This window comes from Tenacibaculum sediminilitoris (assembly GCF_964513795.1).
Taxonomy (GTDB): Bacteria; Bacteroidota; Bacteroidia; order Flavobacteriales; family Flavobacteriaceae; genus Polaribacter; species Polaribacter sediminilitoris.
The window spans coordinates 139,831-156,298 of sequence record NZ_CAZEQR010000022.1 but is presented as its reverse complement, the minus strand read 5'-3'; the positions used below and the strand labels follow the sequence as shown (position 1 = coordinate 156,298).

The 16,468-nt window shown below is 31.2% G+C and carries 11 protein-coding genes; 6 read left to right on the top strand and 5 right to left on the bottom strand.

Annotation, left to right across the window (positions count from 1 at the left end):
- The first annotated feature begins 174 nt into the window (after positions 1 to 174).
- Entirely contained in the window at positions 175 to 2,742 is a 2,568-nt protein-coding gene (locus tag ACKTSW_RS07720) for an endonuclease (RefSeq protein ID WP_408024699.1), read from the top strand.
- A 124-nt stretch (positions 2,743 to 2,866) separates the two neighbouring features.
- On the opposite strand, the gene ACKTSW_RS07715 is transcribed toward ACKTSW_RS07720, so the two are convergent.
- Together ACKTSW_RS07715 and ACKTSW_RS07710 are read right to left on the bottom strand one after the other, a co-directional pair.
- A complete protein-coding gene (locus tag ACKTSW_RS07715) occupies positions 2,867 to 5,362 on the bottom strand; it encodes a PIG-L family deacetylase (RefSeq protein ID WP_408024698.1) in 2,496 nt (831 codons plus the stop codon).
- A gap of 140 nt (positions 5,363 to 5,502) precedes the next feature.
- Positions 5,503 to 6,930, bottom strand: coding sequence for an ATP-dependent DNA helicase (locus tag ACKTSW_RS07710; RefSeq protein WP_408024697.1), 1,428 nt, complete (start codon positions 6,928 to 6,930; stop codon positions 5,503 to 5,505).
- Positions 6,931 to 7,032: 102 nt separating this feature from the next.
- On the opposite strand from ACKTSW_RS07710, the gene ACKTSW_RS07705 reads away from it, so the two are divergent.
- Genes ACKTSW_RS07705 through ACKTSW_RS07695 form a run of 3 tightly spaced genes read left to right on the top strand, consistent with a single transcriptional unit; the run spans position 7,033 to position 9,132 of the window.
- Complete coding sequence (locus ACKTSW_RS07705) at positions 7,033 to 7,767, top strand: hypothetical protein (RefSeq protein ID WP_408024696.1); 735 nt, start codon at positions 7,033 to 7,035, stop codon at positions 7,765 to 7,767.
- The gene (locus ACKTSW_RS07700) at positions 7,742 to 8,572 is read left to right on the top strand and encodes a DUF3822 family protein (protein WP_408024695.1); all 831 of its coding nucleotides are present in this window, start codon (positions 7,742 to 7,744) and stop codon (positions 8,570 to 8,572) included. Before ACKTSW_RS07705 ends, ACKTSW_RS07700 begins: the two co-directional genes overlap by 26 nt.
- Positions 8,572 to 9,132 carry an RsmD family RNA methyltransferase gene (locus ACKTSW_RS07695; protein ID WP_408024694.1) on the top strand — a complete coding sequence of 187 codons (561 nt, stop codon included), beginning with the start codon at positions 8,572 to 8,574 and terminating at the stop codon, positions 9,130 to 9,132. Before ACKTSW_RS07700 ends, ACKTSW_RS07695 begins: the two co-directional genes overlap by 1 nt.
- A 66-nt stretch (positions 9,133 to 9,198) precedes the next feature.
- Here ACKTSW_RS07695 and ACKTSW_RS07690 read toward each other — a convergent pair whose 3' ends face one another.
- Positions 9,199 to 10,821: an ABC-F family ATP-binding cassette domain-containing protein gene (locus tag ACKTSW_RS07690; protein WP_408024693.1), complete on the bottom strand. Its 1,623-nt coding sequence runs from the start codon at positions 10,819 to 10,821 to the stop codon at positions 9,199 to 9,201.
- A 178-nt stretch (positions 10,822 to 10,999) separates the two neighbouring features.
- Between ACKTSW_RS07690 and ACKTSW_RS07685 the strand changes: the two genes are divergently transcribed.
- The gene (locus ACKTSW_RS07685) at positions 11,000 to 12,358 is read left to right on the top strand and encodes a hypothetical protein (RefSeq protein WP_408024692.1); all 1,359 of its coding nucleotides are present in this window, start codon (positions 11,000 to 11,002) and stop codon (positions 12,356 to 12,358) included.
- Positions 12,359 to 12,481: 123 nt separating this feature from the next.
- A complete protein-coding gene (locus tag ACKTSW_RS07680; RefSeq protein WP_408024691.1) occupies positions 12,482 to 14,278 on the top strand; it encodes a DEAD/DEAH box helicase in 1,797 nt (598 codons plus the stop codon).
- Positions 14,279 to 14,553: 275 nt separating this feature from the next.
- Here the strand turns inward: ACKTSW_RS07680 and ACKTSW_RS07675 are convergent, their stop codons facing one another.
- Together ACKTSW_RS07675 and ACKTSW_RS07670 are read right to left on the bottom strand one after the other, a co-directional pair.
- Positions 14,554 to 15,750, bottom strand: a complete 1,197-nt coding sequence (locus ACKTSW_RS07675; protein ID WP_408024690.1) for an alpha/beta hydrolase-fold protein — start codon at positions 15,748 to 15,750, stop codon at positions 14,554 to 14,556.
- 133 nt (positions 15,751 to 15,883) lie between these two features.
- Positions 15,884 to 16,303 (bottom strand): hypothetical protein, encoded by a 420-nt coding sequence (locus ACKTSW_RS07670; protein ID WP_408024689.1) that lies wholly within the window; start codon positions 16,301 to 16,303, stop codon positions 15,884 to 15,886.
- Between the last annotated feature and the right edge of the window lie 165 nt (positions 16,304 to 16,468).

Sequence of the window (16,468 nt, the reverse complement as noted above, 5' to 3'; positions counted from 1 at the left end):
AATCAATCTCTAAATTTAGCCTGCAAATTTACGTAAAATAAAGGAAAAACTATAAACTAGTTACCTACAAAAAATATACAATTGATTATTAACCTTTTGGTAATATTTGAAAATTTTATTTTTTATTGATTTGTAGTGAATTAACAAAGTTTTAACATATTCAAAAAATATTTCATGAAACATAAACTACTCTTAATTTTATTGATAGCCTCTCTATCAGTTTTTACACAAGTGCCTTCGTATTATAATGACGTAAACTTAAATTTATCTGATACAGCATTAAAAAATGAATTGGCTACTAAGATTATCAACACACACACCACCAACTTATCATACACACCTGATCTTTGGAATGCTTTAAAACAAACAGATTTAGACCCTAACAATTCTAGTAAGGTATTCTTAATCTATGGTTATAGTGATACTGATGGTAATTATGTAACAGACAGAACTCGAGACAAAGACGCTAATGGTGGTACTGCTGGTACACAGTGGAACAGAGAACACGTATATCCTAAATCGTTAGGAAATCCAAACTTAGGTACTTCTGGTCCAGGTGCTGATGCTCATCACTTAAGAGCTGCTGATATTTCTTTTAACTCTCAAAGAGGTAGTAAAAAGTTCGCAAACGGTTCTGGTAATGCTGGTAATGTTGCTGGTGGGTGGTACCCTGGTGATGAATGGAAAGGAGACGTTGCTCGTATGATGATGTATATGTATTTACGTTACGGCAATCAATGTTTACCAACTGGCGTAGGTACAGGTTCTACCATAGCTTCAGACGCTAACATGTTAACCTTATTCATTCAGTGGAATGTAGACGATCCTGTTTCTGATTTTGAAAAACAACGCAACCCTATTCTTGAAAATCTTCAAGGAAATCGTAATCCATTTATTGATAATCCTGCTTTTGCTACTCAAATTTGGGGAGGTCCACAAGCTGAAGATTTATTTGCCGGAGGAAGTTCTGATACCCAAGCTCCTACAGCTCCAACTAACTTAGCAGCTTCTAACATTACACAAACTTCTGTTGATTTAACATGGAGTGCTTCAACAGACAATGTTAGTGTTACTGGTTACGATGTATATAAAGGTGCTACTAAAGTTGCTACAGCAACAAGTACTTCATACAATATTACAGGTTTAATGGCTGCTACAAACTATACTTTTTCTATAAAAGCTAAAGATGTTGTTGGTAATGAATCTGCTGTTAGCAATTCGGTTTCAATAACAACTCAAGCAAGCTCTGGTAGTGGAAATGGAACTGCTACAGATTTATTTATTTCTGAGTACGTAGAAGGTTCTTCTAACAATAAAGCAATAGAAATAGCTAATTTTACAGGAGCTTCTATAAACTTATCTGGTTACTCTTTAAAGAAAGCTGCCAATGGCGGTGGATGGACAAATACACTTACTCTAAACGGTCAGTTAACCAACGGAAATGTATATATAATTGCTAACAGTAGTGCTTCAAGTACCATTTTAAACAAAGCTGATAAAACAGATACTGCTGTAATATCTTTTAACGGTAACGATGCTATTGGTTTATTTAAAGGAAGTACACTTATCGATTTGATAGGAAACCCTAACAGTTCTTCTACTTTTGCGCAAGATAAAACGTTGCAAAGAAAATCTTCTATTAACTCACCTAACAGTAATTATATAACCTCTGAATGGGATATCTTAGCTAAAGATACATTTAGCGGTCTGGGAAACCACAACATTGATGGTGGTAATTCTACTCCAGATACAACTGCTCCGTCAACTCCGACAAATCTTAACTCTTCAAATATCACCCAAACTTTTGTCAATTTAACATGGACAGCCTCAACGGATAATATTGGCGTTACTGGCTATGAAATTTATCAAGGTAGTACTAAAATAACTACAGTAACTACCACAAATTATTCTGTAAGTGGATTAACAGCTTCTACCAATTATTCCTTTTCTGTAAAAGCTAAAGATGCTGCTAATAATATTTCTTCAGCAAGCAACACTGTAAATGTAACAACTTTAACAAACTCCGCTTCTTACTGTAGCACTAAAGGAAGTAATGCAAATTATGAGTGGATAGATAACGTTGTTATTGGCGGGATTTCAAATACTACTGGTGTAAATGGCGGATATGCAGACTTTACTTCTTTAACAGGAAACTTACCTTACGGAAACAATACTATTGTTGTAAGTGCTGGGTTTTCTAGTTCTTCTTATACTGAATATTGGAAAGTTTGGATTGATTTTAACAAAAATGGAACTTTTGAAAGTAGCGAGGAAGTTGTTAGCGGTTCTTCATCTAGCTCAGGAAATTTATCATATAGCCTTTCTGTACCAACCTCTGCTTTAGCGGGTACTACAAGAATGCGTGTTTCTATGAAATGGAACGCTGCCCCATCTGCTTGTGAAGCATTTTCTTATGGTGAAGTTGAGGATTATACTGTCAACATAGGTTCTAGTGCTAAAGGATTAGATAGCAATAATGCAACCGTTGATGGAAAACTACAAAATGAAGCTTCTGTATTTAATGCTAGTGTTTCTCCAAACCCAACCGCTGAAACAATAAAAATTCAATTGGCAGATGACAGAAATGCTACTTTTAAAATTACAAGTTTAGCTGGTCAAAAAGTTTTAAACGGAAAAGTTACACACAATAACATAGACATTTCAAACCTACATAACGGAATTTATATTCTTGAAGTAAATGACGGTCAAAAATCATTTACTGAAAAAATTGTTAAAAAATAATTTCTACCTCTGAGTCATTCATAAATAAGCTGATTTTGTGTCAACTTATTTCAGGACGGGACATAACTTATATAAAAAGCAGCTTTTAAAAGCTGCTTTGTTATTTTTTGTTGTTAATTACGCTTTAGTTATCCTCATTTTCTTTTACTGATAATAAATTAGCAAAAAGCTTATAAGCTCCTGAAACACCTGCTGGTAATTCTCTAAAGAAACTTAATCCTGTATAAATATAGTTCCCTTTTCCATATTTAGCTACTAACAAACTTCCTTTTTTTTCAGACTCTCCTTTGTCATGCATTGACAAAACAGGGGTGTATTCTACACTCCACTTGTTTGGAAAATATAATCCACGCTCTTGTACCCATCCTTCAAAATCAGCTTCGGTTATTTTATTTGGATAGCTAAGTATAGAATGATTATTTGCTAACAATGTTACTTTGGCGTTTTCATCAGTTACCCTATCACGAGATAATTGTAACTCAAATGGAGCCTGAACATCTACCCTTCTATTGGTATTATACTGTACTATTAAATTTCCTCCATTTTTTACATAATCTAACAAATACTTTTGCTTAAACTGTAATTCTTTTTTGGTATTGTAGGCTCTAATACCAATTACAACCGCATCAAACTGTTCTAAATTACCATTAATTTCATTTACATTTAATTCTGTTACTTCGTAACCAATTTGTTGTAAACTCTCAGGAATAGCATCTCCCGAACCTTGTATATACCCTATTTTGGTACCGTTCTTTTTTATATTTAAACGTACTATTTTTGCTTGTGATGTTAATAATACTGATTGCTTAGGAATATGATTATAATTGATTTCTATCAATTCTTTATCATAATTTTTGCCGTCAACTTTTGCTATAACTTTTAGCAAGCCCTCTGATTCATTTTGTGTTGGAGTAACCGTAAAATCAACCAATTGAATATCTCCTTTTTGTGTTATAGAAAATTTTGCTTCAGTTGGCACAACTTTCCAACCTTTTGGTGCCATTAAAGCAACTGTTCCGTTTGTGTTTTTTGCTCCTGAGCGAACCTCTACAGTTACTTTTTGAGAGTTTTCTGAAGAAAAAATTAGCACTTTATTCAATAGTTTTGTTGTTACTTTAGGCAATACTTCAAAAGGCTCGTAAATTTCTCCTTTATCTCTTTTCGAATAACGATGTACTACTGGCTTTACAAAAGAAATTAACTGATTTTCAATCATTAAATTAAATTGTACTTTAATTGGTCTTGGAGTTTCTGGTTTCCCTCTTAATTGTTGATTTTCTACCGTGTACATTCCCAAACTCCAAGGTTTTTGTAACCAGTAAGGTGACGAATATGTGACTTCAGGTATCGAAATAATTTCTGAGAACGTTTTTTTCTCATTATTAGCTAAATCTAAATTTTTTACTATTTTTTTATTCTCTGGAAGAATTTTTATCGAAGATAACTCCATTGAAACTCCACTTCTGTTTAACACCTCAAAATCAATTTTAATTTTGCTTTTTGGGGTTGCACTAGAACTTTCTGCGGAAGCTTCTAGGTATAAACCAACGCAAGCTTCGATAATTTCTTTTAACTCTTTAGTTTTAATCTTCTTCCAGTGTTCATCTTTTAGCTTTTGTACTTTTTGATATGCTTCTAATAGTGCTGGAAGATGTTTTGACGGATTTACAAAATCAAATTTTTGTTCTACTTCATATAAAATACCTCCTATCTCTCCTCCTCCTTCTATTCTGTTCCAAGTAGTATTGATTCCTGAAAAAATACCCTTTCTATCCTTTGGAAATTCTCCCTTTAAGAACTCTACATATTCTGTTTGTGTTCCTCTAGTAGTTAATCGACCAAAACCTTGGCATAAATGCTGACTACTTGCAATAGATGCTAATTCATTATTTGATAAGCCCTTTAAAGGATAATAAGTTCCAATATCAAAGTTTAACATTTTACTTTTATCAGCTTTCTCAAATTTTTCTTGACTACCATAAAACCACCATGATGTGTTAAAAAACAATCTGTTTGGTTTCCATGTTTTTGTATATTGTAGCTGTTCTGGGTATTTTAATTTATCATTCGCTAAATCAAAGGCCTCCACACTTAACATTGCCGATGAGGTATGGTGACCATGGGTTGTTCCTGGAGTTCTATGATTAAAACGATTGATAATCACATCTGGTTTAAAAGTACGAATTGCCCAAACTACATCAGCCAGTACTTTGTCTTTATCCCAAATTTGTAACGTTTCATCTGGATGTTTTGAATACCCAAAATCATTGGCTCTAGAAAAGCGTTGCTCTCCACCATCAACTCCTCTTGCTGCTAGTAACTCTTGTGTTCGAATAACTCCTAATAACTCTCGCATTTCAGGTCCTATTAAGTTTTGACCTCCATCACCTCTTGTTAACGACAAGTAGGCTGTTCTTGCTTTTTCATGATTAGAAAGATACGCTATTAATCGTGTGTTCTCATCATCTGGATGTGCTGCGATATATAATGCAGAACCTAAAAAGTTTAATTTTTGGACTTTCTCATAGATTTGGTTTGAAGTAAGTTTTGGTGGTTTTTGTGCATTTATTGTTAATGAAATCAATAAAAAAGATAAAAATAAAAGTACTTTTTTGTGCATTTTTAATAATTTGAGTAATACACAAATGTAACTTTTTTAACTAAAATATAAAGTACATTAACAAAATGCTAACATTTATAATTCACAGTATAAAGAATTAAAACACCTTATCTTCGGTAAAAAAGAACCAAGATTACTTTTTAATCTAAAAAGTATTCATCTTTAAAACCTATTAAATATAATTTTTCTTGAGCACGAGTAACAGCGGTATATAACCAACGTAAGTATTCTACAGAAGCTCCATCTGGCAGGTAAGGTTGTTCTATAAAAACCGTTTTCCATTGTCCTCCTTGTGATTTATGACAAGTCATTGCATACGAGAATTTTACTTGAAGTGCATTGAAGTATTTATTTTTCTTTACTCCCATAAACTGTTTATACTTCGATTTTTCGTGTGCAAAATCTTCTTTTACAGCTTCATATAGTCGGTTAGATTCTTCATAAGTTAAAGAAGGACTCTCACTAGTAAGTGTATCTAGGAGTAAAACTGTTTCAAAAGGTTTCATATCAGGGTAATCAATCATACGAACTTCTACTTCGGCAAACTTAAATCCATATAACTCTTTTATAGAATTGATACGCATTACTTCACAAATATCGCCATTAGCTATAAAACCTGCCGAAGAAGAGTCTTTTAACCAGTAATAATTGTTCTTTACTACCATCACATAATCACCTGTAGAAATTTCGTTTTCTTGTCCACGAATCTTCGTACGTATTTGTTGATTGTATTGATTAGCTCGCTTGTTTGAACGCACAATTATTGCGGTATCTTCTACACCTATTTCACCATCATAAGCGGCGGTTATAGCATCTTGAATATCATACCCATCTTGCAAACGAACAATATCAGGATAATTCAAATCAAACTGAAAATGTGTCGAGTCATTCTGAATTAATAAACGCAAATCGGTTGCGTTTACTAAAATCCCTGAACCTTCTTCTTGTCGAACTACTTCATCTAACTCAATTTCGGTTACTTCTTTATTAAATTCAAAAGAAAGTTTATCTGCTTCTAAAGCTGGACTCATAGTTAACTTAACAGGTGGTAATTGCGCAGTATCTCCTATAAAAATAATTTTGCAATTTTTTCCTGAGTATACATACGAGATTAAATCGTCAAGTAATGAACCATTTTCAAACAATTTTGCGTTTTGTTTTTCATCTGAAATCATTGAAGCTTCATCTACTATAAAAAGTGTATCGGTATGTTTATTTGGCTGCATCACAAAATTTACAGCTCCGCTACTTTGTTTTTTAGGAAAATATATTTTTTTATGAATAGTAAAAGCTTGTCTATTTGAATAGCCTGAAATTACTTTCGCTGCTCGACCTGTAGGAGCTAACAGAACTGCTTTTTGACCTATCTTCCATAAATTATGAACGACTGTACTTATTATAGTCGTTTTTCCTGTCCCTGCATATCCTTTTAATAAAAACAAGGCTCTATTATCATTAGAAAAAATAAAGTGCGTTAAAACATCTAATAATTCATTTTGTTTTTGTGTAGGTGTATAAGGGAATTTTTGTAATATTTCTGTATAAAATTTTGAAGCAGTTTGTATCATATTTCAAATAATATTCAAAGATAAGTCTATTTATAAATAATTATTTTCTTCGTTGAAAAAAAATTGTAGATTTGCGAATATCATACATTAAAAATTAAAAAAATGAATTTAGTATTAATGATTTTAGCAGCTGTTGTGGTTGCATTTCTTTTAGCAGTGCTTGTTGTTAAGTTTGTACCCCTAAAAATGAGATGGTTAGTTTCATTATTATTATTAGGAGCTACTGTCTTTTTAGCATATAAAATTTATAAAGGGATTATGGAGCCTATTAATTTTAACAAAGACAAAAAAGTGCGTTATGCTAAAGTTATTAAGAATTTGAAATTAATTCGTGACGCGGAAGTAAAATATAAAGAGGTTAAGGGAACCTATACTAGCAATAAAGACTCTTTACTAAATTTTATCCAAAATGGTAAATTAGCCTTAACTGAAACGAATAATATTGAAGAGAAAGTAGACAGAGGTGGTGGTATTTTTGTTACCGTTTCAAAGAAAGTAGTTGACACTATTGGATACGAGCCTGTGTTAAAATACTTTGAAGGTAAAGACTATAAAAATATGTTTGATGTACCTGGTACCGATAAACAATTTGAGTTAGCTATTAGTAGAGTTGAAAAGGTAGCAGGATTAGAAGTTCCTGTATTTGAAGCTAAGGTTTCTAAGACTCCTATTTTAAAAGGAATGAATCCTTCTTTAATTAAGCAAGAACTAGAAGCTCTTGAAAGCGACCAAATTAAAGGTCCATTTGTTTCTGTAGGTTCTTTAACTGAAGTTACAACTGGTGGTAATTGGCCTCCATTCTATGATAAAGGTGAAGCAGTTGCAAAAGAAGACTAAAAAAACAAGCGCTTTTGCGCAATATAAAAATCTATCCATCCAATTTAGTTTGGATGGATTTTCTTTTTGTATCTCTAACTCAGAAACAAAAGAGCCTCTTATTTTTAGTGAGTATGCTTTTTTTCCTTCCATAGCATCTCCTGAGCTTTTATTAGAAAAAATCATTCGTATTTTTGATACCAATAAAGATTTACAACAAGATTTTACAAAAGTTTTTGCCATTCATCAGAATAGTTTAGCTACTCTGGTTCCTAATAAAATTTTTGACAGAAACAATTTAGTTCCTTATTTAAAATATACTGTTAAAACATTAAAAACGGATTTTATTACCTATGATTTACACCGTATTATAGCTGCAAATACAGTTTATATACCTTATGTGAATATTAATAATTATCTTTTTCAAAACTTTGGAGAATTTGAATACAAACACCATTCAACAGTTTTAATAGATAAACTACTTACCTATTCCGAAAAAGATTTTGAAGAGCAATTTTTTGTACATGTTTCACCAAACTATCTAGATGTTATGGTTTGTAAAGAAGGAAAATTATTATTCTATAATACATTTACCTATAACACAAAAGAAGATTTTATTTACTATATTCTTTTTACAGCAGAACAATTACAAATGGATCCTAATATATTTCAGTTAACTTTTATTGGTGATATTAAAAAGGAATCTGATTTATATTCTATTACTTACACATACGTTAGAAATATTCATTTTATGAATCCTGTAAATAGTTTTTTTGCTGATAGTGAAGATTTTTCAAACCACTCTAATTTTATACTTATAAACTAATGCGAATTATTTCTGGAAAATATAAAAGTAAAAGGATTACAGCTCCAAAAAAATTACCTGTACGCCCTACTACCGATATGGCTAAAGAATCTTTGTTTAATATTTTAAACAACTTCTATTATTTTGAAAATATCTCATTTTTAGATTTATTTGCCGGAACAGGAAATATTAGTTACGAGTTTGCTTCTCGCGGAACACAAACTATTTATGCTGTTGATGCTCATTATGCTTGTATAAAATTCATCAATCAAATGGCAAAAGATTTAGATATGAATATTAATAGTTATAAAAGTGATGTTTTTAAGTTTTTAGAAAAAACTCCTGTTAAAACAGATGTTATATTTGCTGATCCGCCTTATGATTTTGAAGAAAACCAATTTTTAAAAATTGCTGATCTTGTTTTTGATAAAGAGTTATTAAATGAAGATGGTCTTTTAATAATTGAACACTCTAAACATACTGATTTATCCAAACACCCTTTTTACAGTTATGAAAAGCGTTATGGCGGTAATGTTTTTAGTTTTTTTGAAGTTACTGAGAGTAGCAACGAAGAAGAATAAATAAATTATAATACAATAATAAAAAGGAGCTCATAAGCTCCTTTTTATTTACATTTTTATAAAAAATTAAGAATACAATTTTTCTCTTAATTCTTTTACTTTTGGGTCGTCTAAATAATCGTCAAATGTTGAATATTTATCTATAATTCCTTTAGGTGTAATTTCTATAATTCTATTAGCAACTGTTTGTGCAAACTCATGGTCATGCGTAGTAAACAACACTGTTCCTTTAAAATTAATTAACGAATTGTTTAACGCTTGAATAGACTCTAAATCTAAGTGGTTTGTTGGTTCATCTAACATTAAAATATTGGCTCTAGTCATCATCATACGAGATAACATACAGCGAACCTTCTCCCCTCCTGATAATACATCACTTTTCTTTAAAGCCTCCTCACCAGAGAAAATCATTTTTCCTAAGAAACCTCTTAAAAACACCTCTTCACGCTCCTCTTCGGTTTGTGCATATTGACGTAACCAATCTACCAAGTTTAACTCTCCATTTTGGAAAAAAGATGAGTTATCAGCAGGCAAATAAGATTGTGTTGTTGTTACACCCCAATCATATTTACCTGTATTAGCTTCTTCATTCCCAGAAATTACCTGATAAAAAGCAGTAGTTGCTTTAGAGTTTTTAGAAATAATAGCTACTTTATCTCCTCTATTTAAATTGACATCTACTTTTGAGAATAACAACTCTCCTTCTGCATCTGTTTTAGAAAGACCTTCAATGTTTAAAATTTGGTCTCCTGCCTCTCTATCTCTTTCAAAAATAATTGCCGGATAACGACGAGAAGATGGTTTAATTTCATCTACATTTAACTTCTCAATCATTTTCTTACGAGATGTTGCTTGTTTTGATTTTGCAACGTTTGCAGAGAAACGACGTATAAACTCTTCTAATTCTTTCTTTTTATCTTCTGCTTTTTTATTTTGTTGTGCTCTTTGTTTTGCTGCTAATTGAGAAGATTCATACCAAAATGTATAGTTCCCTGAATAATTATTAATTTTTCCGAAATCTATATCTGAAATATGTGTACAAACAGCATCTAAAAAGTGACGGTCGTGAGATACTACAATTACTGTATTATCGTAGTTTGCTAAGAAATTTTCTAACCAAGCAATCGTTTCAAAATCTAAATCGTTCGTAGGCTCATCCATAATCAACACATCTGGATTACCAAATAACGCTTGTGCCAATAATACTCGTACTTTTTTCTTCGAATCTAAATCTGCTAATAAAGTATAATGATCTTCTTCCTTAATACCCAAGTTAGACAATAAACTTGCCGCAGAAGCATCAGCATTCCAACCATCCATTTCTTCAAAACGAACCTGTAATTCTCCAATTTTTTCTGCATTTTCATCAGAGTAATCAGCATACAATGCATCTATTTCCGATTTTATTTTGTGTAGTTCTTTGTTTCCCATTAACACAGCTTCTAAAGCAGTATACTCATCAAAAGCATAGTGATCTTGTGTTAATACAGACATTCTTTTTCCTGGTTCTAAATGAACTTGACCTGAAGTGGGATCTTGCTTTCCTGATAAAATCTTTAAAAATGTAGATTTTCCAGCTCCATTAGCTCCGATAATCCCATAGCAATTTCCTTGTGTAAACTTGGTATTTACTTCATCAAACAAAACACGTTTTCCAAACTGAACTGATAAATTAGAAACTGATAACATGTATATTTTTTTTAATTCCGTGCAAAAGTATAAAAACTAAAGGCTATAAAAGAATTTGCAAGAAAGTTTTTAACAGCTTACTTTTGGTTTTTTTTAATTCGCTTTTAACAACAAATTAACAGCATAGTAACAAAGAGTTATCTATTTTTGAACACTAATATTTAGGGTAATTTAAAGCATGATTAAGTATTTTATACCTCTCATATTAATTACGTTTGTTGGATGTCTAGAATCTAATAAAGATAAACCCACCTATTTTGGGGGTAAAATCATCAACCCTAAATCTAACTTCGTTATACTTTCTAATAACTATGATTTTAAAGATACTATTCAATTAGAAAAAGATAATACCTTTTTAGGAAAATATAAAAACTTTAAGGAAGGACTCTACATATTTTATCATGGTAATGAGTTTCAGTATGCATATATTCAACATGCTGATAGCTTATTAATGAGGTTAAATACTTGGGATTTTGACGAATCACTAGTATTTAGCGGAATCAATGCTGAAAGAAACAACTTATTAATTGAGTCTTTTTTACAATACGAGCAGGATATAAAGAGTATTGCTAAATTCTATTCATTACCAAAAGAAGAGTTTTTGAAAAAGATAGACTCAATGATATCTATTAAAAACACTACTATTCAAAACTATTTAAATCGAAGTAATGACGTATCTGATTTTGTAGAAATTTTGGGTATTTCTCTTAAATTCCCTTTGTATACAGGTTTGGAGGAGTATGCTATAAAAAATTCACAAGCAGAAAACCCTCAAGAAATTAATAGTTTGTATTATAAGTATCGTGAAAGTGCTAAAACAAACAAAGATTCGTTAATGTTTTATGACCCATATTATAGATTTGTCGTTGAAAAATTACAAAATGATACTTATCAAAAAAATAATGGTTTAAAATCAGAAGAATTCACTAGAGATTTATTGCATGCTATCAATGAAAACATAACTCTAGAAGAGATTAAAAACAAAATGTTATACAATGCGGTAATTAGTGATTTTTATGAGAACCCCAATAGTAAAACGAAAAACGAAACATTTTTTACTTTTTTTGAGTTAAATACTAATAATGAACATAAAAAAACTGTTCAGCGCTTAATCAACGATTTAAAGATACTCAACAAAGGTGAAAAGCTACCTTCGTTTAAACTGATTGCTGCTGATGGTGAATTAAAAGACATTCATAATATATCTAAAAATAAAAATACAGTTATCTTATTAAAAAACTACCAGTATGCCTTAGATGAATGGGTATCTTCTCGATTTAATTACTTAGTTAAGATAAATCCAGATATTAACTTTATATTAGTTAATTTATGTGACTCTTCTAAAAGGTTTACTAAAAATATAGATATTAAATATCAATATACCATACCCAGCCAAAGTGCTGTGTGCAATTTTTCTTCTAGTAAATTTCCTCGCATGATTTTAGTTGATAAAAATGGAATTATACAAAACGGGTACACCAGTTTATCAGCAAAATATATCAACTTAGAAATCAGCAAATTACAAAAAAACAAATAGTTAGCTTCTATTCATTTTATTTAATGTACTTTTGCACCGTCCAAAAAAATCGTAGGTAACGATTTAATTAATATTAATATAGAATTCGCGGAGGGGCATCTGTGAGTTCTAAAAAATCACAGTATGTCAACATTTTTAGATTTAGGTTTACAAGAACCTATCAATAAGGCGTTAACTGATTTAGGTTATGAAAAACCTACAGTTATCCAAGAAAAAGCAATACCGCAAATTATCTCTTCAAAAAACGATTTAAAAGCTTTTGCACAAACAGGAACAGGTAAAACTGCAGCTTTTAGTTTGCCTATTATAGAGCTTATAGATCAAACCAGCGTAAACACACAAGCAATAATTTTATCTCCTACTCGTGAACTAGCAGTTCAAATAGGAAAAAACATTGAAGATTTTTCTAAATATTTACCAAACTTAAAAGTAGCAACCGTATATGGTGGTGCTAATATTGATGAACAAATTAGAAAACTTAAAAAAGGAGTTCAAATAGTTGTAGGTACTCCTGGTAGAACTGTAGACTTAATTAAAAGAAGGGCTTTAAAGTTAGGAAACGTACAATGGTTAGTTCTTGATGAAGCAGATGAAATGCTTAACATGGGCTTTAAAGATGAATTAGACCAAGTATTAGACGCAACACCAGATAGCAAGCAAACATTGTTATTCTCTGCAACATTTCCAAGAGAAGTTGAGGCTATTGCTAAAAACTATATGACGACACCTATTGAGATAACTTCAGGTCAAAAGAACCAAGGTTCAGACAACGTTAGTCATGAGTATTACTTAGTAACAGAAAGAACACGTTATCCTGCTCTAAAAAGAGTAGCTGATTTAAATCCAAATATCTACGGAATTGTATTTTGTAGAACACGTAGAGAAACCCAAGAAGTAGCCAATAATCTTATAAGAGATGGTTACAATGCTGATGCATTGCATGGTGATTTATCTCAAGTACAACGTGACTCGGTTATGGAGAAATTCCGTAAAAAGAGTATTCAAATTTTAGTAGCAACTGATGTGGCTGCTCGTGGTTTGGATGTGAATAACTTAACACACGTTATTAACCATAAATTACCCGATCAAATAGAAAACTACAATCACCGAAGTGGTAGAACTGGTAGAGCTGGTAATAAAGGAATATCTATTGCTTTAGTTAGTAAGAAAGAACAAGGTAGGTTACGCCCTATTGAACGAATTATTAAAAAACAATTTGTTCATACTCCTGTTCCTTCTGGTAAAGAAATTTGTCAAAACCAATTATTCCATTTAATTGATAAAGTTCATAATACTGAAGTAAATAAAGATCAGATTGAAGGTTTTTTACCAGGCATCTATGAAAAATTAGAAGACTTAAGTCGTGAAGAGTTAATTCAAAAATTTGTATCATTAGAATTTAATACTTTCTTATCATACTACGAGAATGCTTCTGATTTAAACAATTTATCAACAAAAGATAGTTCTAGAAGTCGTTCTTCTAGTGAAAATATGACACGTTTCTTCATAAACCTAGGAAGAAAAGATCGTTTAAATCCTGCTAAATTAATTGGTCTAATTAATGATCAAAATATTGGTGATAAGATTGAAATTGGTGCTATTGATATTTTAGATACTTTTTCTTTCTTTGAAATTGACAAAAACTTCGAAAATGAAACCTTAGATGCTTTTGCTGCTAATGATGCAGACTTTAATGGTCGATCGGTAAATATTGAAATAACAAAAAACGATCGCAGTGATGGTGGAAGAAAACCACGCAGAAGTGGCGGTGGTGGATTCAACGGTAAAAAACGTAGAAGCGATAAACCAACTGATGGTAAAAAAAGTTTTGCAAGAAGACGTAGTAGCGAGAGTAGCTCTTCAAGAAAAACTGATAGTAAGCCTGCTGCTGGTTTTGGAAGAAAACGTAGAAGAGATTAATTTATAAACTTATTATAAAAGGTAGTATCTCACTAAATATGTAAAGCTTAAAAAATCGAGGGTTGTAACCCTCGATTTTTTTTATTTAATTTTAAATTTTACACTTCCTTTTATAGAGGGTTTAATATTTTCTATTCTTTGTAAAAAAAATTCAACTAACCTTAGTCTACAAATATCGATACTTGTAATGAACAAGGATAGTTCCAAAAGTCTGAGATTATTAAATGCAACGTGTTTGTGTATGAGTAGTTACATGGTTCAGCACTTGTTAATTATTAGTTGGAGTTTTTATCAGATAACTCTTTTACTTTTCTATAGAATAAAGAAGCTTTTTTTTCATCACTCATTTCTTTATAAGTATCTCCTAGCCCTTTTAAAGGGCTTTCAGTATTTGGATGTTTCTCGGATAAAAATGTAAAAAGGTCTATTGCTTTATCGTATTGATTATTTTTCAGATAGAATTCAGCAATTGAACAGGCTCTATTTACCCTTAGCTCACCAAAAAAATTAGTTTTTTCAAATTCATTCATAAAAGTATCAAACTGATTATAATCATTTGCTCGCATAGCATTCCTTACTAGTGTAAACATTGTCCATTTGGTTAATTCACGGGGAAACCCAAATTGTTGTGCTCTTTGTTCATAATAGCCATACACATAATCCAAACCACCCGCTTTTTTAAATTCTTCAAGGTTACTAAATTGTAGTTCAGGATAAAAATGATAATACTTCTGCAATCCATGATAAAGTGTAGTAAAGGGTGTTGACCTATGTTCTTCTCCTTCTAATTCTCTATAAATCCAGTTCATTGCTTTCGGAGCTTTATTTAGCAGAAGTTTATTCAATTTGTCAGTTCCCTCCCTCACTACTCCTTCTTTGGAGCCAGAGGTGAAATATAAAAATTTGTGAAAGTTCGGCCTTTTTGAGAATAGGCTATCTACTTTGTTTATTTTTTCATCCAAAGGAAATGGACTTGCAGCAATGTACCCCTTAAACAGGTCAGGATTAGTAGTCATAGCTTGAATGACAAACCCTCCTCCATATGCCCATCCAAATATTAAACGCTTTTTGGATGTACGAAATCTTTCATCAATAAAATTGATGATTTCCTTTTCAAGAAACTCAAGATATTTTTTCGAATTGGAGCTAAAGTTTCTATTTCTGTCCGATTGTTTTTTAGAAATACCAACAATAATAAACTCGGAAGTCTGACGAAATTCAACAAACGATTTATGGAGACTAACACCATGCAGGAAATATCGTTGTCCATCCAAAATGTATAGGACAGGATATTCTTTCTTAGATTCGGTATAACTATCGGGTAAGAAAACTTGAACTTCTCTTTCATCATTGAGTACTTTCGATTGAATCAAGAAAGTTTTACCCACAACGGTATTTGTCTCATTAATTTGTGAATGAGATTTTAAGTTTAAAAAAAATAGCAATACAACAATTAAAATTTTTATGTTCATATGTTTTTAATTTAATAGGTGTTAATGTTTTTCAATTTAGAGTTTTCGTTAGAAATTTAGAGTTAAATCTGCCGTAATTTCGGTTATATATTGTTGTACGCTGCCTTTTTTTCATTCAGTCACTAATTTCAATTTATTTATTTTCTCTATTAATTAAATATAAAACTCTACCGAAATACATTAAAAATGGAATTCCGCTTCCAAGTGTTATCGCAAAAAGAAAATTGTCATGATTCCAAGCCCCGTAACAAACAAATAAGAAAGAAATCAGAATTAAAGTCAGTCCGATGTAAATCCAGTTCTTTTTGTCCAAGATATTTTTTGAAAACAATAGTACAATTGAAATAAGTTTTCCAATTAAGGAAACAAAAGCTGTTAAAATCAAACTGCTCTCAAAAGGATATTCTTTTTGAAAGTCAAATCCGTTTTTGATTAGAGTTGGAATACTAATAAATTCAAACAATATCATTATTAAGTAACCGTGTCCAGCTGGAACTCCAATCAGAATTATTGAGTTTAGAACCAAGATTATTATTAATGCTCTTTTTATCAAATCGATTTGGTTTTATAGCTTACATACAACAGTCTAGTATAAGAATAGTAGCGGATTATCACACACTAATTTTTCGGTTAAACTCTGACCTTTTTTATAGTTACTTACTTTCGTTTTAGTGATTAAACCGCTATTATTTTTATACATTGTTGTACACTGGCTTTT

Bases quoted from the DNA above. Each gene is read 5' to 3' on its own strand.
- ACKTSW_RS07695 (WP_408024694.1), top strand. From the start codon at position 8,572: ATGCGAATTATTTCTGGAAAATATAAAAGTAAAAGGATTACAGCTCCA.
- ACKTSW_RS07710 (WP_408024697.1), bottom strand. From the start codon at position 6,930: ATGATACAAACTGCTTCAAAATTTTATACAGAAATATTACAAAAATTC.
- ACKTSW_RS07675 (WP_408024690.1), bottom strand. From the start codon at position 15,750: ATGAACATAAAAATTTTAATTGTTGTATTGCTATTTTTTTTAAACTTA.
- ACKTSW_RS07705 (WP_408024696.1), top strand. From the start codon at position 7,033: ATGAATTTAGTATTAATGATTTTAGCAGCTGTTGTGGTTGCATTTCTT.
- ACKTSW_RS07715 (WP_408024698.1), bottom strand. From the start codon at position 5,362: ATGCACAAAAAAGTACTTTTATTTTTATCTTTTTTATTGATTTCATTA.
- ACKTSW_RS07690 (WP_408024693.1), bottom strand. From the start codon at position 10,821: ATGTTATCAGTTTCTAATTTATCAGTTCAGTTTGGAAAACGTGTTTTG.
- ACKTSW_RS07680 (WP_408024691.1), top strand. From the start codon at position 12,482: ATGTCAACATTTTTAGATTTAGGTTTACAAGAACCTATCAATAAGGCG.
- ACKTSW_RS07720 (WP_408024699.1), top strand. From the start codon at position 175: ATGAAACATAAACTACTCTTAATTTTATTGATAGCCTCTCTATCAGTT.
- ACKTSW_RS07685 (WP_408024692.1), top strand. From the start codon at position 11,000: ATGATTAAGTATTTTATACCTCTCATATTAATTACGTTTGTTGGATGT.